The sequence below is a fragment of the Arthrobacter sp. NPDC055138 genome (genome assembly GCF_053607305.1).
In genome coordinates this window covers 80,337-103,279 of the sequence record NZ_JBSGTH010000004.1, presented here as the reverse complement: position 1 = coordinate 103,279, position 22,943 = coordinate 80,337, and the positions used below count along the sequence as shown (strand labels likewise).

Below are 22,943 nucleotides of genomic sequence, written 5' to 3'. Positions count from 1 at the left end.
TCCCCCAAACTCTTGACGGGCTGATGCATGCAACATAATCTCTGATGTATGCAAGAGACCTTCACCACCGAGCAGGGCCTGACCGTTCCCGTCCACGACCTGCCGCTCCTCGACCGAGTCCGGGCGCTCATCCTGGGCGGCGACTTCCCCCCGGGCGCACCCGTGTCCGAAGTGTTCCTCTCCCAAGAATTCGACGTGAGCCGCACGCCGATCCGCGAAGCGCTGAAGCAGCTGCAGCACGAAGGGCTAGTGGAGATCCGGCCGAAAGTCGGGACCTTCGTCCGCGAACCCACTCGGCGCGAGATCGTCGAACTGTTCCAGCTCAAGGAGAGCTTCGAGGGGCTCGCCGCTGGCCTGCTGGCCCGCCGCGGACCGGCACGCGAGCTTGCGATCCTGGAACGCAACTTGGAGGAGTCCGATGAGGCCGCGGCCTCAGGCGACGCCGAACGCTATGCAGCGCTGGTGCATGAGTTCCACCAGACCATCATCCTAGGCGCCGACAACAACAAGCTGGCCGAACATTACGGTCGCCTGATGAACCAGTTGGCCTACCACCGGCTGGTCCTGCGCACCGCCGGGCACCCCGGCCGCATCAGCGCCTCGACCGCCGAACACCGGACGGTGCTGGAGATGATCAAAGACAAGGACCACTTCGGCGCCGAAGCGGCCATGCGCAACCACGTCTATGCATCCTCCCGCGAAGTCCTGACCGACTCGCGGACCCGAACCGACTGACCTTCTAGATTCCATTGGGGCGGCTGAGCCCTGCGAAAGGACCCACCATGCGCTTTTCCATCTTCCACGGCCTCGGCGCCCCCGGCGACTTGGGCAACTACAACCAGCACATGAAGGATGCTCGCGAGTACGCGGTGGCCGCCGAGAAGTATGGCTTCTGGTCCACCTGGTACACGGAACACCACTTCGGCCACGAGGGCCAGGAACTGACTCCGAATCCCATCCTGATGGGCGTGGACATCGCAGCCCGCACCTCGAAGATCCGTATTGGCCAGGCCGCTTCGATCGTCACGTTCTGGCATCCGCTGCGGCTGGCCGAGGACCTTGCGCTGCTCGACCAGCTCTCCGACGGCCGGCTCGAGGTCGGCGTCGGCCGCGGCCTGTACGGTCGCGAGGCACTGAACCTTAACCCGGCGGCCGATCCGCGCGACCAGGAGAAGAACCGGGCGTTGTTCGCCGAGACCATGGAGATCCTGGACAAGGCCTGGTACAACGACTTCTTCAGCCACAAGGGAGAGTTCTACGAGTTCCCGGCCCCGGGCGTGAAGTGGAACCATCCGCTGTCCCCTGCCACCCCGGAGTACACCGAAGACGGTGTGATCACCAAGATGGCCGTGACGCCCCGGCCGTTGCAGCCGAAGCTGCCGCTGTGGCAGGTCATCGACACCCCACGGTCCATCATCGGTGCCGCCCAGAACGGCGTGCAGGGCATCTTCTGGCTGCCGCCGGTCTCCGCGCTCAAGGGCCGCTTCGAGCTGTACCGCGAGCACGCCGCGCAGGCCCAGGGCCGCGAGGTTCCACTGGGCGAGGGCATCGCGCTGGTCCGCGACGTGTACGTGGCCGACACCATGGAACAGGCGCGCGAAGAATTCGAAGAAGCCGTGATGAACACCTACCGCTGGATCACCCACTGGCGCGGCTTGTCCAACCTGATGGAAGAGGGCGAAGAACTCACCGACGCGCACACGCTGGACTTCGACATGCTGATGGACCGCAACATGCTGGTAGGCACACCGGAATACGTCACCGAGAAGATCCAGGAGCTGCAGCGCGAGGTCGGCCTGGAGCACATGATGCTCTGGACCACCCACCCCGGCCTGAAGCACCAGAAGGCCATGCGCAGCCTGGAGCTGTTCTCCGAGAAAGTGAAGCCCCATTTTGACTAGCAGCACCGATCCGGCTGCCTCCGGCGGACAGGCCGGCCTCCGAAAGATCGTCTACTACCAAGAAGAAGTGCTGCAGGAAAACGGTGCTGTGGCTTCGGCTCCGGTGTTCCGGGCGACCGCCGCTGCAGTGATCACCAATCCATGGGTCGGCACGCCGCCGGCGACCGATCTGGCGCCGGCGTCGAAAATGATCGCCCCGGTGGTGGCCCGGCTGCTGACCGACCGGCTGATTGCCGGGCTCGGCGGCGCAGAACGGATCGAGGCGTTCGGCAAGGCCGCCATCGTCGGCACGTCAGGCGAAATCGAACATGCCGGAGCCATGATCCATACGCCGTACTTCGGCAACCTCGTCCGCGAGTTCCTGGAAGGAACGTCCATCATCTGCTTCGCCGACGACCGGGCCGGGGCCGGCGAGGCGCTGGTGGTGCCGATGTGGCACAAGAACCAGGCGTCCACCCGCAGCCACTACCAGACCATCACCGCACGGATCTCCGACGGGCCCCGTCCGGACGAGATCGTGGTGGTTGCCGCGGCGTCCACCGGCCCGCGCCCGCACGCCCGAATCGGCGACCGCAGCACCGACCCCGCCGTCACATCCCGCATCCTCGAAGGAGCCACCGCATGAACGTCCGCAAGATCGTCACGCTGACCGAAGAAACCCTCACCGAGGGCGGCCGCCCGGTCGAACCTAACGCCCGGGTCGCCGTCGTCGCGGCGGTCATCGACAATCCCTGGCACGGTCAGGGCTTCGTCGAAGACCTGACCGCCGGCATCGACGAGGCAGCCTCCAAGGTGGGCGAGCTGTTGGCCCCGCGCGTGGTCAAGGCGCTCGGCGGCACGGTGGAAGCCTACGGCAAGGCCGCAATTGTAGGACTGGAGGGCGAGATTGAGCACGGCTCGGCGCTCATCCACACCCTCAAGTTCGGCGACCACTTCCGCAATGCCGCGAACGCCACCACGCTGCTGCCAGCCGTGGAAAAGCGCGGTCCGGCCGGAGCCACCTTCGACATACCGCTCAAGCACGTCACCGACGCGACTATCCGCTCGCACCACCAGAGCATCGAGGTCCGGCTCGCCGACGCGCCGCATCCTGGCGAGATCGTGATCGCGCTGGCCGCCGCCTCGCAGGGCCGCCCGCAGCAGCGGCTGGCACCTTTGGCCTGCGAACAGTAACCGTGGAGACGAACCTGCCCATCGTCCTGCTCCACGGCGTGGGGCTGGACCGTTCCATGTGGGACCAACTAAGCCCCCGGCTGGCCGAGTCCAGCGGACGAACCGTGCTGGCACTCGACCTGCCCGGCCACGGCGGCCAGCCACGGCTGGTACAGCCGGTCACGCTCACCGAGCTGGCCGAGGACGTCGCGTCCCGGCTGCCGGGGCGGGCGCACCTGGTGGGATTCTCCCTCGGCGCGCTGGTGGCCCAGCACCTGGCCCGGTACCGGCCCGGGCTGGTGGCCAGCCTGACCAGCGTCAGCTCGGTCTGCCGGCGGACCCCGCAGGAGGCGGCCTCGGTTGCCTCCCGGCTGGAGAACGCCGCGGCCGACTTTCCCGGCAGCGTGACCGCTTCGATCGAGCGCTGGTTCCCGGCAGGTTCCGCCACCGACACCGCGACGGTGGACGGTATCCGCAGCACGCTGCTGGCCAATGACCCACAGTCCTACCTGCACGCTTACCGGGTCTTCGCCACGGCGGACGCGGAGATCGGCGCCGAACTGGGCGCCATCGCCGTGCCATCGCTGGCGGTCACCGGGGACCAGGACCCGGGTTCGACCCCGGAGATGACCCGCCGCTTGGGCGAGGCCATCCCGGGGACACGCACCGCCGTCGTCGCTGGAACACGGCACATGCTGCCGGTGCAGCGCCCGGACGAACTGGCGCGTCTCATCACCGACTTCCTCAACGAATCGAGTCACGATCCGCATGACTAGGAATTACGACCACTTCATCGACGGCGGCTGGAGCGCACCCGCCGAAGGCTCCTACTTTGAGAGCACCAACCCCGCCACGCTTGAGGTCCTCTACTCCGCCGCGCGAGGCGGCACGGCGGATGTCGACCGCGCGGTCGCGGCCGCCCGAGCGGCGTTCGAGAACCCGCTCTGGCGGGACCTGAGCCAGACCAAGCGCGGGCACCTGTTGCGCCGGCTCGGCGACTCGGTGGGCGATAACGCCGAAGAACTGGCCCGGATGGAAACCGAGGACAACGGCAAGCTGCTGCGTGAGATGCGCGGCCAGCTGGCTACGCTGCCGGAGTACTTCTATTACTACGCCGGCCTGGCGGACAAGGTGCAGGGCAGCCAGATCCCCACCACCAACCCGGCGATCCTCAATTACACGCAGCGCGAACCGCTGGGCGTCGTCGGGGCCATCACGCCGTGGAATTCGCCGCTGACCCTGACCACCTCGAAGCTCGCCCCGGCGCTGGCCGCCGGCAACACGATCGTCATCAAGCCCTCCGAGTACACCTCGCGGACCGTCCTGCGGCTGGCCGAGCTGGCTGCCGAAGCCGGTTTCCCCGACGGTGTGGTCAACGTGGTCACCGGAATGGGCGCCGAGGCGGGTGCCGCGCTGGTGGACCATCCCGGGATCGCGAAGATCTCCTTCACCGGTTCCACCGCCACCGGTTCGGCGATCGCCGCGTCCGCCGCATCACGGTTCATCGGCTCCACCCTGGAGCTCGGCGGCAAGAGCCCGAACATTGTGTTCGAGGACGCCAACGTTTCCAATGCGGCGATGGGCGTGGTGGCGGGCATCTTCGCCGCCGCCGGCCAGACCTGCATCGCCGGCAGCCGGGTCTTTGCCCACCGGTCCGTCTATGACGAACTGCTGGAACGGGTCGCCGAGCGTGCCGGAAGCATCGTGATCGGCGACCCGCTGCAGGACACCACCGAGCTGGGGCCGCTGGCATTTGCAGCGCAGCAGGACAAGGTCGGCTCCTATGTGGAACTGGGCGTTTCCGAGGGCGCCACCGTGCTCACCGGCGGGGGCCGGCCGGACATCGCTCTCCCGGGATACTTCTATGCACCAACGGTGCTCACCGGCGTCGACAATTCGATGCGCGTGGTCCGCGAGGAGATCTTCGGCCCGGTGGCCGCCATCATGCCGTTCGATACCGAGGACGAAGTGCTGCAGCTGGCCAACGATACCCAGTACGGGCTGGCGGCCGGAGTATGGACACAGAACCTGGCGCGCGCCCACCGGATGAGCCGGCGGCTGGAGGCCGGGACGGTCTGGGTCAATACCTACCGGGCGATGTCGCCGATGTCGCCGCGGCAAGGCTTCAAGAACAGCGGCGTGGGCATCGAGCACGGCATGGAGTCGATGCACGAGTACACCCGGCTGAAGAGCGTCTGGATCAACACCGACGAGGGTCCGGTCGCGGACCCGTTCGTGATGCGCAGCTAGGAGGAAGACATGCCACTGATCGACGTATCCATCGCCGAGGGCCGCTCGCCGCAGCAGTTGCGGAATCTGGCCAGCGCCCTGCACCGCGCCGCGGAAGAGTCCGTCGACGCGCTGCCTGAAAATACGACGGTGATCATCCGGGAAGTCCCGGCCACCCACTGGTCGAAGGCCGACCAAACCATCGCCGAGCGCCAACAGGGCGCCCCGGCTTCTGTCACGGAAGGAAACCCCGCCTGATGTATGTGGAAGTGAGCCGGTCGGGCGGCGCCGCCGTCAAGGACCTGGAGAACCTACGCGAACTCGCCGTGCGCGCCGGCGGCGGACTGGTCGAACAAGACGTTGCCCACGCACTGGCGGCCGCCGGGTTGGGTACCGTCGACGCCGGCTATGCCTGGCTGGAGATGGAACAGTTGCGCGCCGGCGGAGCCGCCCAACCGCCGCAGTGGGCCGACGGATTCGACGGCATGATCTCCTTCGCGAAGACCCGCGGCTGGCTCAGCGACGACGGCGGCAGTGTCCGCGCGCACATCGACTACCGAGAGTAGAGGGGACGCACTGCCGCCCGGCGGAGACACAGGTATCTCCGCCGGGGGCCAGGGCCGCTGTGCTGACTGCTGATGATGATGGGCTCTTAGCCCGTCGTTCTGCCTACTCGCCGGGGTACTCCTCCTCGGTGAGCTTGTCGCCCCAGGTGGTTTCCGGTTCGTCGCTGCCGGGTTCCGGCGCTTCCCATAGAGCGAGGTGGCACATGAAGTTGTCGGCGGTGGCACCGTGCCAGTGCCATTCTCCCGGCGGGGTGTAGACGGTGTCGCCCGGCCGGATTTCGATGACCGCTTCGCCGCGGGACTGTACGTAGCCGATGCCTTCGGTCACGTGCAGGGTCTGCCCGACGGCGTGCTTGTGCCACGCGGTGTGTGCTCCGGGAGTGAACCGGACCAGGTTGAGCCGGGTTCTGGAGGGCGCTTCGCCGGCGTAGTACGCGTTGAAGTACACGTCGCCGGTGAACCAGTCGGCCGGCCCTTTGACGGTCGGCTTCTTGGGCTGCATGTGCGTGCTCATCTGGTTCCTTTCGTTGTCTTCACGGACCATCCGGGCCGATGCCCGGATGGTCCGTGCTGGAGGGTCCGTGCTGGAGAGTCCGCGCCGGACTAGAGGGTGAGCAGCACCTTGGTGGCGGTCCGTTCGTCCATCGCGCGGTACGCCTTGGGGGCTTCTTCCAGCGGGAGCGTCAGGTCGAAGACCTTGCCGGGCTCGATCTTGCGGTCCCAGATGAGCTGGATGAGTTCCGGCAGGAACCGGCGCACCGGAGCCGGGCCGCCGTGCAGGTGCACGCCGGAGAAGAACAGGCCGAGGCCGTCCAGCTTCACGTCGTGGGTGACTCCCACATAGCCGATGTGTCCGCCGGGCCGGGTGGAGCCGATTGCCTGCTCCATCGACTCCTGCGTGCCGACGGCCTCGACGACGGAGTGGGCGCCGAGTCCGTTGGTGAGCTCCATGATCTTTGCAATGCCGGCCTCGCCGCGCTCTTCGACGATGTCGGTGGCGCCGAATTCGCGGGCCAGGGCCTGCCGGTCGGCATGGCGGGACACGGCGATGATGCGCTCGGCCCCCAACTGCTTGGCGGCCAGGACCGCCGACAGTCCGACGGCGCCATCTCCGACGACGGCCACGGTCTTCCCGGGTCCGGCCTCGGCGGCCACCGCTGCGAACCATCCGGTGCCCAGCACGTCGGAGGCCGCCAGCAGCGACGGAATCAGGTCGGGATCCGGCATTCCCGGGGTGCGGACCAGGGTGCCGTCGGCCCAAGGGATCCGGATGAGCTCGGCCTGGGTGCCGACGGAGCCCATCATCACGCTGTGCACGCAGCGGGACTGGTAGCCCGCCTGGCAGATCTCGCAGGTGTTGTCGGAGGCGACGAAGGAACCGATGACGAAGTCGCCGACCTCCACGTTGCGGACATCCGCACCCACTTCTTCGACCACGCCGACGTACTCGTGCCCCATCGGCGTGGGACCGTTGAGCTGTTCGATCCCGCGGTACGGCCACAGATCCGAACCGCAGACACAGACTGCCGCCGCCCGGATGATGGCGTCGGCCGGCTCCAGGATGGTGGGCTTCTCACGGTCTTCGACCCGGACATCGCCGGGGGCGTACATCACAACTCCACGCATGGGGAGTGCTCCTTTCGTTGGTACCCCACCAGTGAATCGCGCCCGGCGCGCCCGCGGGAGTCCCTGTGGAAAGGTGTACTGACAGGGCACCCTTCGGGACCGCGGCGTCGCCTACCCTGAAAACATGGACAATCGGGCAGAGGTGCGGGAATTCCTGATGTCCCGCCGAGCAAAGATCACGCCGGAAGAGGCTGGACTGCCCGGCGGGATGAATCGGCGCGTGCCCGGCCTCCGGCGCACCGAGGTGGCCATCCTCGCCGGCGTCAGCGTGGAGTACTACTCCAAGCTGGAGCGCGGCGCGATCGCCGGGGCTTCGGCGTCCGTCCTGGAAGCACTGGCCAGGGCACTGCAGCTCGACGATACCGAACGCGCCCACCTGTTCGATCTCGCCCGGGCAGCCGACGGCATCCCCGCTTCCGGCCGTCCGCGGCGGCGCGCTACGGCGCACCAGGCCGCCCGGCCCAGCCTGCAGTGGGCGCTCGAGGCGATCACCGACGGCGTTGCCTTCGTCCGCGACTCGTACCAGAACCTGCTGGCGACCAATGCGCTGGGCCGCGCGTTCTACTCCCCTTTAATCGGCGACGGCGGACGCACCCCCAACCTCGCACGGTTCCAGTTCCTCGATCCGGCGGCCAGGTCCTTCTATCCGGACTGGGAACTGTTCGCCGGAATGTGCGTGGGCATCATGCGCACCGAAGCCGGCCGCGACCCGCACGACCGGACGCTGCAGGATCTGGTCGGTGAACTCTCCACCCAGAGTGATACCTTCCGCCGCTTGTGGGCTGCCCACGACGTGCGCACCCACGGCACCGGCACCAAACGCTTCAACCACCCGGTGGTCGGCGAGCTCACCCTCGCGTATGAAGAACTCGCCATCACCGCGGAACCGGGACTTGTCCTGATGGTTTACACGGCAGAACCCGGCAGCCCCTCTGCCGAACGCCTTCGGTTGCTCGCCAGCTGGGGCGCCGACCATACCCCGCACGCCGCCCTAACCCAGGAAGAGCGTCCCGCGACTTAGGGCCGGGGCCCGCCAACCGGGGGCTCCACAGCGGGAGCCCCCGGTCGTGTTGTCCGGTCTCAGCCCCGGCTGGTACTCCGGCTGTCGTCACGGATCTGCCCGACGAGCTCTTCGAGCATGTCCTCGAGCGTCACGATTCCATACGGACGGCCGGCGTCGTCTATGGCCAGCGCGAGGTGTGCCCCTTCACGCTGCATGCGGTGCAATGAGGACCGCAGCGCGGCGCTGAGGTTCACCTGCGGCAGCTCGCGGACCAGGCCGACCGGCAACGGCTGGTCCCTGGCCGCGGCATTGAGTACAAGCAGGTCCTTGACATGGACATATCCGTCCAGTGTCCCGCTGGCCGACTGAACGGGGAAGCGCGAGAAGCCGTTGGCGGCGACCTGCTCGATCTGCTCGGGTGTGCATCCCGAGGGAAGGGTCGTGACCTTGCTGAGCGGGATCACGATGCTTTCGATCGACCGTTCTTCGAACGTCAGCGCGCCGAGCAGGAGACGTTCATCCTGCTGGTCGAGCAATCCGCCTTCACGCGATTCCTCAACCAGGCCGGCCACCTCGTTCCGGGTGAAGGTGCTCGCGACCTCGTTCTTGGGCTCGACCTTGAACAGGCGAAGAATGCCGTTGCCAATAGCGTTCATGCACCACAGCAATGGTTGCAGTACGCGAACAACAACAACCAGGACCGGCCCAAGAATGAAGGCCATCCGCTCGGGTCCGGCCAAGGCGATGTTCTTCGGCACCATCTCGGCGAGCACCACGTGCAGGAACGTCACCACGCCCAGGGCAATGGCGTAGGCGATCGGATCGATTAGCCCTGCGGGGACTCCCCACGCGGTGAAGGGCCCTTCGAGGGCGTAGACCACCATGGGTTTAGTGACGTAGCCCAGTGCCAGCGAGCAGACGGTGATGCCCAACTGCGCGCCGGCCATCATGAGCGAGACGTTCTCGATGGCCCACAGGGTCATTTTGGCGGCCCGTCCGCCTTGCTCCGCCCGGGGTTCCACAATGCTGCGCCGTGCTGCGATGAGGGAGAATTCCGCGCCGACGAAAAAGAAATTCGCGGCGAGCAGCACGATGGTCAGGATGATTCCGACAGCGTCCATTTAGCGCACCTCTTCTTCGGTTTCGAGGAGCGTGGCGGTCGCCAGGATCTTGGCAATCCGCGCACCATCCATCTCCTCGACGCACAGCTCCACGGCGGCAGCCGGGTGGCCATGGGAACGCTCGGTGACCAGTTCGACGGCGTCTCCGGCCTGGGCGATCCGGCCCAACTGGAGGGTGATCAGGCCGGCGAGGGTGTCGTACTCGCTGCCTTCCGGAATGGCGTGGCCCAGGATTTCCGTCGCCTCGTCGGGTCGAAGGGCCCCGTCAAGGCGCCAGACGCCGAACGGCAGCCGTTCGCTACTGCCGTCATCGGGGTCGTGCTCGTCCAGGACTTCGCCGACGAGCTCCTCGACAAGATCCTCCAGGGTGATGAGGCCCGCGACGTCGCCGGTCTCATCGATCAGCACGGCCATTTGCAGGCCACCGGACCGCAGCGTGTCCATCAGGTCGTCGAGTTCAACCGTGTCCGGGATCAGCGTCGGGGCGTCCATGATCTCCGTGACGGTTCGGAGGCCGCGCTCGGGAAAGGGCACGGCCAGGCCGCGCCGGATGTGCACGACGCCCAGCACCTGGTGGGCCCCGGGCTCCATCACGGGGAAGCGGGAGTGGCCGCTGGCGGCGGCCACGTCGAGCATCGACTGAACGCTCTGGTCGGGGGCAACAGAAACCATCCGGGTGCGGGCGGTCATCGCGTCATGGCCGCGTCGGGTTCCAAAGGCGAACGACCGGCGCACCAGTTCTGCGGTCTCCTCCGGCAGTACGCCCTGCCGGGCAGAGTGCCGCACCAAGACGGTGAGCTCCTCGGCGGACCGGGCGGAGGCAAGTTCTTCCTGCGGCTCAATGCCCATGGCCCGGACCAGCTTGTTGGCCGTGCCGTTGAAGAACACGAGCAGCGGATTGGTCACGGCGCTGAATCCGCGCTGGAAGCCTGACACGGCACGCGCCGTGGCCAGTGGTTTGGCGATCGCCAGGTTCTTCGGCACCAGTTCGCCGAAGACCATGGTCAGCACCGTGGCCAGGACCAAGGCGATGGTGATGGACACCGAACGGGCTGCCTGCTCGGCGAGCCCCGCATCCATCAGCGGGCCCAGCACGAGGGCGGCGATGGCGGGTTCGGCGAGGAAGCCGATGCCCAGGTTGGTCAGCGTGATGCCCAACTGGGCGCCGGACAGCTGGGTGGAGAGCGAGTTCATCGCTTTCAGGACACCGACGGCCTTCTTGTCGCCGGCATCCGCTGCATCCCTGACCGAATTGCGGTTGACAGTGATGAGGGAGAACTCGGCCGCGACGAATAAACCGCAGCCAGCGACCAGCAACAGGCCGCCAAGGATCGAGATTACTTCCACTGAGGGGCACCCCCTGCTGCATTTCTCGGAGCGTGTTCGAGCATCAGCAGGGGGCATGGACTATGCCCCGGACTGTCACCGGGAGTGGACATCAGATCCTCTCAAGATCAAAAGACAGAAAAAGCCCGCGGCGTGATCGCCGTGGACACCCTAATTCTGCCATTCCGGATCCAATCGCTGCAAAAGGCAGGACGACGCCGACAACGGTTGCCGCGGGACGCTGCAGTCGGCCAGTTTGCGGGCGGGCGTAGAATTGATTGGCCGCATTTTCAGCGCAGGCCCACTTCCCCTTTCAGCAAGGTTGTTTTTCCCATGCCGCAATTCGCTTCCGCGCTCTCGCGGGGCCTCACTGTCCGCCACATCCGCTTCATGGCCCTTGGCTCCGCCATCGGCACCGGCCTGTTCTACGGTTCGGCCGCGGCCATCCAGGCTGCCGGGCCGGCCGTGCTGCTGGCCTACGCGATCGGCGGCGCGGCGGTGTTCCTGGTGATGCGGGCGCTGGGCGAGATGGCCGTGCGGCACCCGGTCTCCGGCTCGTTCGGCCAGTATGCCAGCCGCTATCTGGGTCCGTTCGCCGGCTTCATCACCGGCTGGACATTCGCGTTCGAGATGGCCATCGTGGCAATCGCGGACGTGACCGCGTTCGGCATCTACATGGGCTTCTGGTTCCCTGACGTCCCGCGCTGGATCTGGATCCTCGCCGTCGTCTTCTTCATTGCCGCGATCAACCTGGTCAAGGTCAAAGTCTTCGGCGAGACCGAGTTCTGGCTCTCGCTGGTCAAGGTGGTGGCGATCATCGCCATGATCCTGGGCGGCGCGGCGATCATCATCTTCGGCTTCGGCCTGCCGGCCGGGGCCAACCCCGGGCTGGAAACCATGCTCGGCTCGGGCGGATTCTTCGCGAACGGATTCTGGGGCTTGCTGGCCTCCTTCTCGATTGTGATGTTTGCCTTCGGCGGAATCGAGACCATCGGCATCACGGCAGGCGAGGCGGAGAACCCGAAGAAAGCGATTCCGGGCGCGATCAACACCGTGCCGCTGCGGATCCTGCTGTTCTACGTCTGCACGCTGGCCGTGCTGATGATGATCTCGCCGTGGGACCGGATCGACGGATCCACCAGCCCCTTCGTGCAGATCTTCGACATGCTGGGCATTCCCGCCGCCGCGCACATCCTCAACGCCGTGGTGATCACCGCCGCCATTTCCGCGATCAACTCGGACACCTTCGGGGCCGGACGGATGATGTACGGGCTGGCCGAACAGGGCCACGCGCCGAAGGCGTTCGCGAAGATTTCCCGTCACGGCGTGCCGTGGATGACGGTGGCGACGATGGCCGCGGTGCTGCTGGCCGGCGTCGTGCTTAATGCGCTGTTGCCCGAGTCGCTGTTCTTGATCGTCGCGTCCATCGCGACCTTCGCCACCGTCTGGGTCTGGCTGATGATCCTGCTCTCGCACATCGCGATGAAGCGGGAGATTGCACGGAAGGGCCTGCCGACGTCGGAATTCCCGGTGCCGTTCTGGCCTGTGGCGTCCTATCTGGCGCTGGCGTTCATGGCCTTCATCGTGGTGCTGTTGGGCATCATGCCGGACACCCGGGTGGCGCTGGTGGTGGGCTGCGTGTGGATCGGGTTGCTGTTCCTGGCCTACCGCTTCGGGGTCAAGGGTGCCGGCCGCCGCCGCGCGGAGCTGGCGGACCAGACCGGCATGGAGCCGGCGCCGGAAGCGGGTGCCGGGTTGGACACCAAGATCTAGGCTTCTTCATGTTCTCCGCCGTTGGGCAATGTGGGGGCGGCCGACGCTGTGCAACTATTCAGACTGTGCGGGGTCAATATGTGAGTCCCCACAATCGTGCGCTGCTCGCCGGACGGGCACCTGTACGTTGGAACGATGACTGCTTACACCGTAACCAACCCTGCGACCGGCGAGACAATCAATCAGTATCCGCACGCGTCGGCGGCGGACATCGAAACCTCCGTCGCCAGCGTCCACCGGGCCTATCAGGAATGGCGCGCCGTGCCCGCCGCGCAGCGTGCCTCAATCCTGCAGACGACGGCTGACCTCTACACCGCGCGCCGTGAAGAACTGGCCGCCATCATCACCCGCGAGATGGGCAAACCGACCCGCGAGGCGCTGGGCGAGGTAGACCTCGTCGCGGACATTTACGCGTACTACGCCACCGAAGGCGAATCTTTCATGCAGGACGAGCACCTCAACGTACGCGGCGGCGGCGAGGCCGTGGTCCGTACCGAACCCATCGGTGCCCTGCTGGGCATCATGCCGTGGAACTACCCGTACTACCAAGTGGCCCGGTTGGCCGCACCCAACCTGATGCTGGGCAACACCGTGCTCCTGAAGCACGCCCCCAGCTGCCCCGAGTCCGCACTCGCCATGGAGGCCCTGTTCCGCGACGCCGGCCTCCCCGAAGGCGCCTACGTCAACGTCTTCGCGAGCAATGAGCAAGTCGCGGACATCATCGCCGACCCCCGCGTGCAGGGCGTGTCACTGACCGGGTCCGAGCGCGCAGGGTCCGCCGTCGCTGAGATAGCCGGCCGGAACCTGAAGAAGGTTGTGTTGGAGCTTGGCGGGTCCGATCCGTTCATCGTGCTCGATGGCCAGAACCTGGACGCCACGGTCAAGGCTGCCGTGGCCGGACGCATGGGCAACGCCGGGCAGGCGTGCACTGCCTCCAAGCGCTTCATTGTCCTGGAAGACCACTATGACGAGTTCGTGGACAAGTTCACCGCCAAGATGGCGGGCATTGTCCCTGGCGACCCCACGGAATCAGGGACCCGGCTTGGTCCGCTGTCGTCCGAGGCCGCTGCCCGTGGCGTGATGGAACAGGTTCAGGATGCGGTAGCCAAAGGCGCCGAGGTCCGCACCGGCGGCACCCGCCCGGACGGCTCCGGCGCCTTTGTGTCTCCCACCGTGCTCACCGGGGTGGTGCCGGGGATGCGCGCGTACAACGAGGAGATCTTCGGGCCCGTGGCAGTGGTCTACAAGGTGAAAGACGCAGAAGAGGCAGTCGAACTCGCCAACAGCTCCGCCTATGGTCTGGGTGGTTCGGTCTTCAGTGCCGACGTCGAGCAGGCCAGGCGCGTCGCGGACCGGCTCGACACCGGCATGGTGTGGATCAACAGCCCCACGGGAACCCAGCCGGATCTACCTTTCGGCGGTGTCAAGCGTTCCGGCGTTGGCCGTGAACTGGCCCGCTTCGGCATGGACGAATTCGTGAACAAGAAGCTCATTCGGATCCCGCAAGCCCGGTAAGGCACCGTGACAAAGGCCCGGGTGCATCTAGAACGCACCCGGGCCTTCGCTGCTTGCGCCTCGTTAACCGAGGTAGAGCACATCTTCCAGCGGTTCCCCGGCCGCGATCCGCTTCAGGATCGCAGGCTCGGCATCGTCAGATTCAAGGGCAGACCCAACGACGCCAGCCGCGGCGTCGGGTGCCAACACCACCACGCCGTTCTCATCACCGAGCACAATGTCGCCGGCGTTCACAGTCACTCCGCCCACCGTGACCGGAACCCCAAACGTTGCCCGGCCGGAACCGTACCGCTTAGTGGTCAGGCATGTGGTGCCGCGGGCGAACACCGGCAGCGGACTGTCGCCGTCTTCTGCCCGCAGATCCGCAAGGTCGGTGACCGGTCCGTCTACCAAGATTCCCGCCGCACCGCGCGACCGCGCTGCGGCTGTGGTCACCGCACCCACTGGCGCATGGCTGTGGTCGCCGTTCATGTCGAGGACCAGCACCTCGCCGGGCTGCAGCCGGACCAAGGCTTGATTAACAGCTACAGCGTCGGCGTCAGGAATCATCGCGGTGGCGGCAATCCCCATCATGCGCAGGCCTGGAACCATGCTTCGGATCTCCGAGGTGCAGAAGCCGTCCTCAAGAAAGTGGCCCAAGGTCGGGAGGCTCACCCGACGCAATTGCTGCATCAGCTCATCCATGGTCGGCTCCCGGAACTACAGCCACGCATTCGATCTCCAAGGACACACCCCAGAGGCTGACGCACACAGAGGTGCGTGCAGGCCGATGCGGGCCGAAGTACTCGTCGTACACCCTGTTGTACTCTTCGAGCTGATCCGCGCTGGTCAGGTAGGTGTTCACTTTGACCACGTGCTCCAGACCGCTGCCGGCCTCGGTCAAGATGGACTCCAGGTTCCGGATGGTTTGGCGGACCTGATCTGAAAAACTCTCCGGCTGATCGTCCAAACCACCGGGACCGGCCGGGATCTGCCCGGACGTGAAGACAAATCCGTTGGCCACCACCGCCTGGGAGTAGGGCCCTACCGGCCCTACCGCACCAGGCGCGGCAGCGATGCGGCGAATGCTCACGGCGCCGCCTTGACGGACGACTTGACGGTATCCGTATTGTCCACGGCGTCGATGTCGCCGTGGCGCGTCTCGGTCAGCAGATACAGGGCGATCAGGGACAGCACGGCAGCTCCCAGGATGTACCAGGCGATGGACGAGCTCTGCCCGGTAGCGGCCAGAAGCGCCACGGTAATGGCGGGCGTCGCGGCCGAGCCCAACAGGCCCGAGAGCATGTACGAGACCGACAGACCCGAATAGCGGACCTTGGAACCGAACAGTTCGGCCAGGAAGGTGGCGATCGGGCCGTAGTTGGCCGAGAACGCCAGCATCATGAGGCCGTACGCAACGAAGACCATGAGCTCGGATCCCGAGTTCATGAGCCAGAAGAACGGGAAGGCCAGGAGCGCCTCGGCTACGACGCCGGCGAAGATGATGGGCTTGCGGCCGACTCGGTCGGAGAGGCGCCCGAAGAAGGGAATGGCAACGAACGCAAGCAGGCAGGCGAACATGACCACCCAGAGCATCATGTTCTTGGAGTAACCCAGCTCGGCGGTGCCGTAGTTGACACCGGAAGCTACCAAGAGGGTGAAAGTGCTGCCCGTGGAGAGCGTAGCTACGCCACCCAGGATGACCTGCTTCCAGTACCGCTTCATCAGGTAGGCGAAGGGCAGCTTGGCCTTGGCGCCCGTCTCGCGGACCATCTTGAAGGAAGGGGTCTCTTCAATGTTCAGGCGGATGTAGATACCCACCGCGACCAGAACGGCGGAGAGGAGGAACGGTACACGCCAACCCCAGCTGAGCAGGGCCTCGTCGCTCAAGTTGGAGGCCACGATCAAGAAGGCTACGTTGGCCAGCAAGGTTCCGATGGGCACACCGATCTGCACCATGGATCCGAAGAAGCCGCGGCGGTTTTCCGGCGCGTGCTCAACGGTCATCAGCACCGCACCGCCCCATTCTCCGCCCAGCGCCAGTCCTTGGATCAGCCGGAGCAGCAGGAGCAGCAGCGGCGCTGCAATACCGATCGTGGCGTAGTCCGGCACCAAGCCGATGGCGAAAGTCGCCGCACCCATGGTCATCAGTGAAATCAGAAGCATGGATTTGCGGCCCAGCCGGTCGCCGAAGTGACCGAACAGAATGGCGCCGACCATTCGGGCGAGGTATGCCGAGGCGAAGGTCAGGAACGACAGGATGGTGCCGATGGCGCCGTCGAGCTCGGGGAAGAAGATCCGGTTGAACACCAGCGCGGACGCGGTGCCGAAGAGAAACAGGTCATACCACTCCACGGTGGTGCCGATGACGCTGGCCGTGGAAATTTTCCGCATCTTCTTGCGGTCCAGGCGGGCGTCGGCCGCGCTGGTTTGTGTCACATCGTGGGACATTGCATCTCCAATAGGGGTGCGAGAATAAGTCGGCGGTTGCGTGCCGCACGCTGGTGCGGGTGACTCCCTCAATTGCCCTACCCACTATTCCCGCGCTGTAGTGTGCCTCACAATCGAAAAGCACACACGTTTAAGCCGACTGGGTTGGGCATCTGCACACCCTTGATCAGCACGGTAACGGCGGGTGACCCTCTTGCCGTCCTACCGGCGCTTCACCGCTGCGGGCTCCGCCTCAGCCCCACGCGATGACGGCCCGAGCAGCCTCCAGAGGTTTCATGAGGTCAATCCCGGTCAGGTCCTTGAACCGCTTCAGCCGGTTCAGGATGGTGTTGCGGTGGCAGTACAGTTTCTCGGCGGTTTCGGTGACACTTCCGTTGCGGATAAAGCAAAGCACGGTTTCCTCCAGCCGGTCGCGTTCGTCTGGACGGCACTCAGCCAGTTGCGCCTCGAGTCCCGCCCGGACGTCGACCCCGATCCCGGCCATCCGCAGGCGGGTGAGCCGGGTCCAATCCTTGCCCACGGTCAGCGGTTGCCGGTCCCCGCCGGTCACTAGATCGCTGAGCACACCTGCAATACGGGCCGCCGGGATCAGTTCCCCGAGACCACGTACCGGCCCGTGCACGCCGCATGCCACCGTCGCCAACGGAGCCGGGACCCGCACGTCGGCGAGGAATTGCATGCCCTGCGTTTCCGGCCAGAACACGTAGGTGTATTTATCGGTCTGATGGAGAAAGGCCGGTGCCCCCCGGTGCGAAAAGGTTGCGAGCCGCCGCAGCGATGCAGCAGATTTCCCCTGCGCGGCGGCAATCCCGAACCGGCCATCGGGGTTTACGTCGAAGGCTTTGGCGAACCGGTTTCGGGTTTCCGGCAGCTGTCCCTCCGGCCCGAATAGTGCAGCCACAAACTCGTGCCGCACCCCGGCCTCCTCGCGGGCCATAATGATGCGTTCGGCCAGATAGCTGGAGTGGGCGGCAGCCGCGTAGTCGTCAACCACTTTCCACACGCTTTCCACCCGTGTTGTCAGCAGTGCAGCTTCTTCCGGGCCGGACAGCTCAAGGAGCATGCCCCAGATCACCGGGAAATCAAGGCGTACCGCGGAGATCAGTGCCTCCGGGGGAACGCCTTGACGGGCCCGTCTGGCACCCAGTTCCTCTGCAAACTTCAACAGCCCCGGATAGGAGGCAGGCGCATCCAAGCAATCCAGGATCAATTGGAGGGAACCGGCCGCTGTCAGCTCCAGATCATCTGGACCGACAAGGTTCTGCGCATAACCGGGAATGTTCCGGACCCGGGTGACGAAATCCAGCGCTAGCGGTTCGGCCCGCTGCCGCAATCGCTCGACCATCCGGGCCCAGGCGCGATCAGAGTCCTCGTCAACGGCGGTGTGCATGAGCACAGTGTATTACCGCCAAAGGGGTTGGCTTCAGCTAGTTACTTCGCAGTTTCGGGCTGCCAGCATGGAACGAGACATTGACCGAATGAAGGGAACAGCGTGAGCACCGAAGCCATGCAACAGGTCGGCGGAGCCGACCTCAGCGCGGGCCATCTGATCGTCGCACAGCTCGAGGCAGCCGGGGTGAAGCGGGTCTATGGCGTACCGGGTGAGAGCTTCCTGGACGTCTTGGATGGCTTGCACGATTCCTCCATCAGCACAGTTGTCACCCGCCACGAAGGCGGTGCCGGATTCATGGCGCTGGCCGAGGGCCGGCTGACCAACCTCCCAGGCGTCGCCATGGTGACCCGAGGCCCCGGCGCAGCGAACGCGTTCATCGCCGTCCACACCGCCTATCAGGACGCCACTCCGTTGGTACTCTTCGTCGGTCTCATTCCTGTGGCAGACCGCGGACGCGAGTCCTTCCAGGAGTTCGACATCAACGCCTGGTTTGGCAGTACCGCCAAAAAGGTCCTGACCCTCGACCATGCAGCCTCGGCTGCCGCGATTGTTGACGACGCCATCCACACGGCCCTCAGCGGCCGTCCCGGCCCGGTGGTCATCGGCCTCCCTGAAGACGTGCTCACCCACACTGTCCCGGGCGGCGCCCCCGTCCCCCCTCGTGCCTTGGCGCGGACGGCCCCGTCGTCGTCGGCGTTGCAGGAATTCGAAACCAGGCTGGCAAACGCCGGTCGGCCAATGGTCGTGGTGGGTGGCGAAAGCTGGACCCAAGACTCCGGTGAAGCGCTGGTCCGCTGGGCGGCCGAGCGGGGCATTCCGGTGGCGGCGGACTTCCGCGCCTATGATGCCGTCCCTCACCGGCTCGACGGCGGCAACAGCTACGTGGGTTCCCTCGGCTACGCCCGCAGCGACGCGCTCGTTGGCCGTTTCGAAAAATCGGATCTGCTGGTCTTCATCGGTTGTCCGCGCGCGGACGTGCTCAGTGACGGCTACACCGTCAGCTTGGAAGCGGAGACCGTGGTGGTGATGCCAGGCGACACTCTGGGTCACTTCGGGCGGCTGGACCAGCACATCGTGGCCGATCCGGTCGCGTTTATCGAGGCTCTCGCCGGACGCTCTGCCACCAGCGCAGCGGAGCCCTCCTGGCTGCCGGACGCCCGCGCGGAGTACGAGCGCTTTAGCTCCCCGGCTCCTACCGGCGGCGGCCGCGGTGTGGACCTCACCGAGTGCATGGCGGTGCTGCGCGACGAACTGGACGACGACGCCGTCATCACCTACGGTGCGGGAAACCACGCGCTGTGGCCGGCGCGCTATGTGCAGCACGCAGCAGCAGACTCCCTGGTGGCGCCCCGCAACGGCGCGATGGGCGTAGGAATCCCGGCGGCAGTGGCGGCAGGGCTGATCTTCCCCGGGCGCCAGGTGGTCTCCGTAGCGGGCGACGGCTGCTTCCTCATGAACGGACAGGAATTGGCAACCGCCGTGGCGTACGGCAGCGCTCCTGTTGTCATCGTGGTGGATAACGGCTGCTTCGCCACCATCCGAGAGCACCAGGAACGTTCGTATCCGGGACGCCCGTCGGGCACAGCCCTGACCAACCCGGACTTCGCACAATGGGCCCAGTCCTTCGGCGGCCATGGCGAACGGGTGGAGCGGACCTCGGATTTCCGGGATGCGTTCCGCCGCGCCGCAGCCAGCGGCAAGCCCACGCTGTTGCATGTGTTGCAGGATCCATCCATCCGGTCGCCGAAGACCGGAGAGCAGGAGGAAGCTCGATGAGCACGCAGTTTTTCCACGAAGACGAGCGGTTCGTTCGGGACTTCGGGGTGCTGAGCCAATTTGGCGCGACCGAAAACGGCGGCGTGCATCGGCTGGCCGGGTCGGCTGCGGATGGCGAGCAGCGGCGGTGGTTTACCGAGTTACTGGAGGCGGAGGGGTTCCGCGTCGAGTTCGACCAGGTGGGCAACCAGTTTGGTCTTCTGGAACTGGCGGCGGGGGCGCCCTACGTGGTGGTGGGGTCTCACTTGGATTCCCAGCCGACTGCGGGCAAGTACGACGGCGCGTACGGTGTTCTCGCCGCGGCGCACGCCGCGTTCCGACTGGCAGCCGAATGGCGCTCCACAGGCGCTGTGCCGCAGTACAACCTGGCGGTCGTGAACTGGTTCAACGAGGAGGGCGCCCGGTTCAAGCCCTCCATGATGGGCAGCTCCGTCTACACCGGAAAGATGACCGCAACGGCTGCTTTGGCCGTGCAGGACCCCGACGGCATCACCGTCTCGGAGGCGCTGCAGTCCATCGGATGTGTGGGATCCGGCACGGGGCCGGCAGCGGCGTACTGCGCAGAGATCCACATCGAGCAGGGCAGGAGCATGGATCGCGATGGCGTGACCATCGGTCTGGTGGACTCAAACTGGGCAGCAAACAAGTACGAGTTCGTGGTCCACGGCGAGCAGTCGCATACCGGATCCACGGTGATCGCGGATCGAAAGGATGCGCTCTTGGGAGCCTCCATGCTGGTCGTGGCGGCACGCGAGATCGCGGACAGGTTTCCCGGCGTGCTGCACACGTCCGTGGGACAGCTGAACGTGTATCCCAACTCCCCGGTCGTGGTGCCCTCCAGGGTGAACCTGCTGCTGGACCTGCGATCCGCGGATGAGGCGGTGCTGGCCGAGGCGGACCAACTCCTGCATGACCGGATGCTGGAGATCGAGCAGGCAGCAAACGTGCGGATTGAGAAGGGAAGCTCGCACTGCTGGCCCGTGATGCCCTACCAGCCCGAGGGCGTGGATCTGGCCGAGAAAGCCGCGGTCGACCTCGGCCTGTCCTATCGGAAGGTGAAGACCTTGGCCGGGCATGACTCGACCAATATGAAGGACATTGTTCCGACGGTGATGCTCTTTGTTCCTTCAGTCGAGGGCATCTCGCACAACGAGCACGAGTACACCCGGGACGAGGACATTGTGGCCGGCCTGCACATGCTCACGGATGTTGTCCGCCGACTGTGCCACGGCGAACTGGACGCCCGGAATAGCTGACCGGCGGATTATGTTGACGTGTCCATGAAGATTGAGATCTGGTCAGACATCGCGTGCCCCTGGTGTTTCATTGGCAAGCGCCGCTTCGAGACGGCCCTGGCGGGCTTTGAGCACAAGGACCAGATCGACATCGAGTGGCGCAGCTACCAGCTGGACCCCACGCTGCCCGAGCACTACGACGGCACCGAGACCGAGTACCTGTCCCGGATCAAGGGCATGCCGCAGGACCAGGTCAAGCAAATGTTCGGCCATGTGACCGCGCAGGCCGCGGGCGAGGGGCTGGACTACGACTTCGACAAGGTGGTGGTGGCCAACAGCTTCACCGCGCACCGCTTCCTGCACCTGGCCAAGGAACACGGCCTGATGGACCAGGCCAAGGAAGCGCTGCTCTCCGGCCATTTCGAGCACGGCCAGGACATTGGCGACGCGGAGTATTTGGTGAGCACCGGCGTCGCACTGGGCCTTGACGAGGCCGAGATCCGCGAGACACTGGCGGGCGACCGCTTCGCCGCAGAGGTCCGCGCCGACATTGCCGAGGCCCGCGCGCTGGGCGTCAACGGGGTGCCGTTCTTTGTGCTGGACCGCAAGTACGGGATTTCGGGCGCGCAGCCGGCCGAGGCGTTTGCGCAGGCGATCCGGCAGGCATGGAACGAGCGCAGCCCGCTGACCGTGCTGCCGCAGTCGGCCAGCGCCGACGGAGCGGTATGCGGCCCGGACGGCTGCAACTGACCTAACTGACCGGCAAACCGGCAGGATCCTTTCGAGGGGCCTGCCGGTTTGCGGTTAATTCACCGCGGTCCGCGGACTCTGCGGGCCGCGCACCGGCGGGCCGTCGAGCAGGGTGGGGACGTACTCAAGCAGCTGGAGCCGGCCGTCGAAGAGTCTACTGTCCACCATTTCCAGCGCAATGTCGGGGTAGCCGTCGTAGATCCGCTCGGACCCCGTTTTGCCCGTGATCACCGGGAAGACGACGAGTCTAAACCGGTCCACCAGGCCCGCGGTCAACAGCGACCGGGTAAGGCTCAGGCTGCCGAGCGTGCTCAGGGTACCGGTCCGCGTCCGCTTCATCTCCCGCACGGCCTCAACCGCGTCCCCGCTGACCAGCTCGGTGTTCGGCCAGGCCAGGGGCTCCTGCACTGTGGAGGAAAACACCACCTTCGGCACCGCGGCCAGGCCGCTCAGGCTGGCGGTTTCCTCCTCGGAGAAACCGGAGTCCCGGGCCGCGGCTTCATCCGACATCCCGGCCATCAGCCGATAGGTGTTCGCGCCCATCAGGAGTGTGTAGTCCTTCTGCCCTTCCTGATCGAGCCAGGCCAGGTATTCCGGCCCCTCCAAACCCCACCAACCGGGCCAGCCGTCGGCCGAGGCATACCCGTCCAGGGAAATGATCAGGTCCACCATCAGGTCCGCTGACGGCGCTTCCGCGGTTTCCTCGCCCATCGCGTTCTCCTCGCTCTGCCCGCCGGCCGGATCGCGGCGCTTGGCCGACATGCTACCCCCGGGGCGACTGGTAGTTGAAGGGTGGGCCGGCGCTCCTGCCCCGCGGCAGCCGGCCCGAGCGCCGAGCACCGAGCACCGAGCACCGAGCACCGAGCCCAGTGTGCCGAGCCCGGTGGCCGGTGGCCGGCTGCCGGCGCCCGGTGGCCAAGGTCATAGCGCGTCCTGCCGGGTGGAACAACGGCCGCCAGTAGAGTGGGAAGGCTTGGCACCTCACGGATGAGGACTCCTGCCACGGACCCTACTGAATCGGCTGACGGCCTTACTGCTGTCCCGGAGTGGTCCGCTTCCCCTTGATTGTGGCGTCCGCTGTCCCCGAGCGACGGCGGCGGAGCACCTTGACTGCGCCACTGCGGATCGGTTCGCCCTTGGATCGGTT

General features: G+C 66.0%; 23 protein-coding genes. 14 read left to right on the top strand and 9 right to left on the bottom strand.

The window, feature by feature from the left end; all coding sequences use genetic code 11:
• The first annotated feature begins 48 nt into the window (after positions 1-48).
• The 8 genes from ACWF5H_RS11175 to ACWF5H_RS11140 are packed head-to-tail and all read left to right on the top strand — an operon-like array spanning position 49 to position 5,848.
• Complete coding sequence (locus tag ACWF5H_RS11175) at positions 49-735, top strand: GntR family transcriptional regulator (protein ID WP_452036867.1); 687 nt, start codon at positions 49-51, stop codon at positions 733-735.
• Positions 736-782: 47 nt separating this feature from the next.
• Complete coding sequence (locus ACWF5H_RS11170; RefSeq protein ID WP_136786147.1) at positions 783-1,901, top strand: LLM class flavin-dependent oxidoreductase; 1,119 nt, start codon at positions 783-785, stop codon at positions 1,899-1,901.
• Positions 1,894-2,526 (top strand): amino acid synthesis family protein, encoded by a 633-nt coding sequence (locus ACWF5H_RS11165; protein WP_452036865.1) that lies wholly within the window; start codon positions 1,894-1,896, stop codon positions 2,524-2,526. The genes ACWF5H_RS11170 and ACWF5H_RS11165 overlap by 8 nt, the downstream gene beginning before the upstream one ends.
• The gene (locus tag ACWF5H_RS11160; protein WP_452036863.1) at positions 2,523-3,074 is read left to right on the top strand and encodes an amino acid synthesis family protein; all 552 of its coding nucleotides are present in this window, start codon (positions 2,523-2,525) and stop codon (positions 3,072-3,074) included. The genes ACWF5H_RS11165 and ACWF5H_RS11160 overlap by 4 nt, the downstream gene beginning before the upstream one ends.
• Positions 3,075-3,076: 2 nt before the next feature.
• A complete protein-coding gene (locus tag ACWF5H_RS11155; protein ID WP_452036861.1) occupies positions 3,077-3,829 on the top strand; it encodes an alpha/beta fold hydrolase in 753 nt (250 codons plus the stop codon).
• Complete coding sequence (locus ACWF5H_RS11150) at positions 3,822-5,303, top strand: aldehyde dehydrogenase (protein WP_452036860.1); 1,482 nt, start codon at positions 3,822-3,824, stop codon at positions 5,301-5,303. The genes ACWF5H_RS11155 and ACWF5H_RS11150 overlap by 8 nt, the downstream gene beginning before the upstream one ends.
• Positions 5,304-5,312: 9 nt before the next feature.
• The gene (locus ACWF5H_RS11145; protein WP_452036858.1) at positions 5,313-5,540 is read left to right on the top strand and encodes a tautomerase family protein; all 228 of its coding nucleotides are present in this window, start codon (positions 5,313-5,315) and stop codon (positions 5,538-5,540) included.
• Complete coding sequence (locus ACWF5H_RS11140; RefSeq protein WP_452036856.1) at positions 5,540-5,848, top strand: hypothetical protein; 309 nt, start codon at positions 5,540-5,542, stop codon at positions 5,846-5,848. The genes ACWF5H_RS11145 and ACWF5H_RS11140 overlap by 1 nt, the downstream gene beginning before the upstream one ends.
• A 103-nt stretch (positions 5,849-5,951) precedes the next feature.
• Here the strand turns inward: ACWF5H_RS11140 and ACWF5H_RS11135 are convergent, their stop codons facing one another.
• Both ACWF5H_RS11135 and ACWF5H_RS11130 read right to left on the bottom strand, forming a co-directional pair.
• Entirely contained in the window at positions 5,952-6,362 is a 411-nt protein-coding gene (locus tag ACWF5H_RS11135; protein WP_452036854.1) for a (R)-mandelonitrile lyase, read from the bottom strand.
• Positions 6,363-6,451: 89 nt separating this feature from the next.
• A complete protein-coding gene (locus ACWF5H_RS11130; protein ID WP_452036852.1) occupies positions 6,452-7,474 on the bottom strand; it encodes a zinc-dependent alcohol dehydrogenase family protein in 1,023 nt (340 codons plus the stop codon).
• A gap of 124 nt (positions 7,475-7,598) precedes the next feature.
• On the opposite strand from ACWF5H_RS11130, the gene ACWF5H_RS11125 reads away from it, so the two are divergent.
• A complete protein-coding gene (locus ACWF5H_RS11125) occupies positions 7,599-8,495 on the top strand; it encodes a helix-turn-helix transcriptional regulator (RefSeq protein ID WP_452036850.1) in 897 nt (298 codons plus the stop codon).
• A 59-nt stretch (positions 8,496-8,554) separates the two neighbouring features.
• Here ACWF5H_RS11125 and ACWF5H_RS11120 read toward each other — a convergent pair whose 3' ends face one another.
• Positions 8,555-9,598, bottom strand: a complete 1,044-nt coding sequence (locus ACWF5H_RS11120; RefSeq protein ID WP_452036848.1) for a hemolysin family protein — start codon at positions 9,596-9,598, stop codon at positions 8,555-8,557.
• Positions 9,599-10,945, bottom strand: a complete 1,347-nt coding sequence (locus ACWF5H_RS11115) for a hemolysin family protein (protein WP_452036847.1) — start codon at positions 10,943-10,945, stop codon at positions 9,599-9,601.
• A 312-nt stretch (positions 10,946-11,257) separates the two neighbouring features.
• Here ACWF5H_RS11115 and ACWF5H_RS11110 point away from each other — a divergent pair, with 312 nt between their 5' ends.
• Positions 11,258-12,697 carry an amino acid permease gene (locus ACWF5H_RS11110; protein ID WP_452036846.1) on the top strand — a complete coding sequence of 480 codons (1,440 nt, stop codon included), beginning with the start codon at positions 11,258-11,260 and terminating at the stop codon, positions 12,695-12,697.
• 135 nt (positions 12,698-12,832) lie between these two features.
• A complete protein-coding gene (locus tag ACWF5H_RS11105) occupies positions 12,833-14,212 on the top strand; it encodes an NAD-dependent succinate-semialdehyde dehydrogenase (RefSeq protein ID WP_452036844.1) in 1,380 nt (459 codons plus the stop codon).
• Between the two features lie 63 nt (positions 14,213-14,275).
• On the opposite strand, the gene ACWF5H_RS11100 is transcribed toward ACWF5H_RS11105, so the two are convergent.
• The 4 genes from ACWF5H_RS11100 to ACWF5H_RS11085 form a co-directional block, all read right to left on the bottom strand.
• Entirely contained in the window at positions 14,276-14,896 is a 621-nt protein-coding gene (locus ACWF5H_RS11100; RefSeq protein ID WP_452036842.1) for an RraA family protein, read from the bottom strand.
• Positions 14,889-15,284 (bottom strand): RidA family protein, encoded by a 396-nt coding sequence (locus ACWF5H_RS11095; RefSeq protein ID WP_452036840.1) that lies wholly within the window; start codon positions 15,282-15,284, stop codon positions 14,889-14,891. The genes ACWF5H_RS11100 and ACWF5H_RS11095 overlap by 8 nt, the downstream gene beginning before the upstream one ends.
• Complete coding sequence (locus tag ACWF5H_RS11090; protein ID WP_452036839.1) at positions 15,281-16,642, bottom strand: MFS transporter; 1,362 nt, start codon at positions 16,640-16,642, stop codon at positions 15,281-15,283. Before ACWF5H_RS11090 ends, ACWF5H_RS11095 begins: the two co-directional genes overlap by 4 nt.
• Positions 16,643-16,874: 232 nt before the next feature.
• Positions 16,875-18,032 (bottom strand): helix-turn-helix domain-containing protein, encoded by a 1,158-nt coding sequence (locus ACWF5H_RS11085; protein WP_452036837.1) that lies wholly within the window; start codon positions 18,030-18,032, stop codon positions 16,875-16,877.
• A gap of 117 nt (positions 18,033-18,149) precedes the next feature.
• Between ACWF5H_RS11085 and ACWF5H_RS11080 the strand changes: the two genes are divergently transcribed.
• Genes ACWF5H_RS11080 through ACWF5H_RS11070 form a run of 3 tightly spaced genes read left to right on the top strand, consistent with a single transcriptional unit; the run spans position 18,150 to position 21,796 of the window.
• A complete protein-coding gene (locus ACWF5H_RS11080) occupies positions 18,150-19,811 on the top strand; it encodes a thiamine pyrophosphate-dependent enzyme (protein WP_452037358.1) in 1,662 nt (553 codons plus the stop codon).
• Complete coding sequence (locus tag ACWF5H_RS11075) at positions 19,808-21,067, top strand: M20 family metallo-hydrolase (RefSeq protein WP_452036835.1); 1,260 nt, start codon at positions 19,808-19,810, stop codon at positions 21,065-21,067. The genes ACWF5H_RS11080 and ACWF5H_RS11075 overlap by 4 nt, the downstream gene beginning before the upstream one ends.
• A gap of 24 nt (positions 21,068-21,091) precedes the next feature.
• Complete coding sequence (locus ACWF5H_RS11070; RefSeq protein ID WP_452037357.1) at positions 21,092-21,796, top strand: DsbA family oxidoreductase; 705 nt, start codon at positions 21,092-21,094, stop codon at positions 21,794-21,796.
• A gap of 54 nt (positions 21,797-21,850) precedes the next feature.
• Here the strand turns inward: ACWF5H_RS11070 and ACWF5H_RS11065 are convergent, their stop codons facing one another.
• Positions 21,851-22,507 (bottom strand): dihydrofolate reductase family protein, encoded by a 657-nt coding sequence (locus ACWF5H_RS11065; protein WP_452037356.1) that lies wholly within the window; start codon positions 22,505-22,507, stop codon positions 21,851-21,853.
• Between the last annotated feature and the right edge of the window lie 436 nt (positions 22,508-22,943).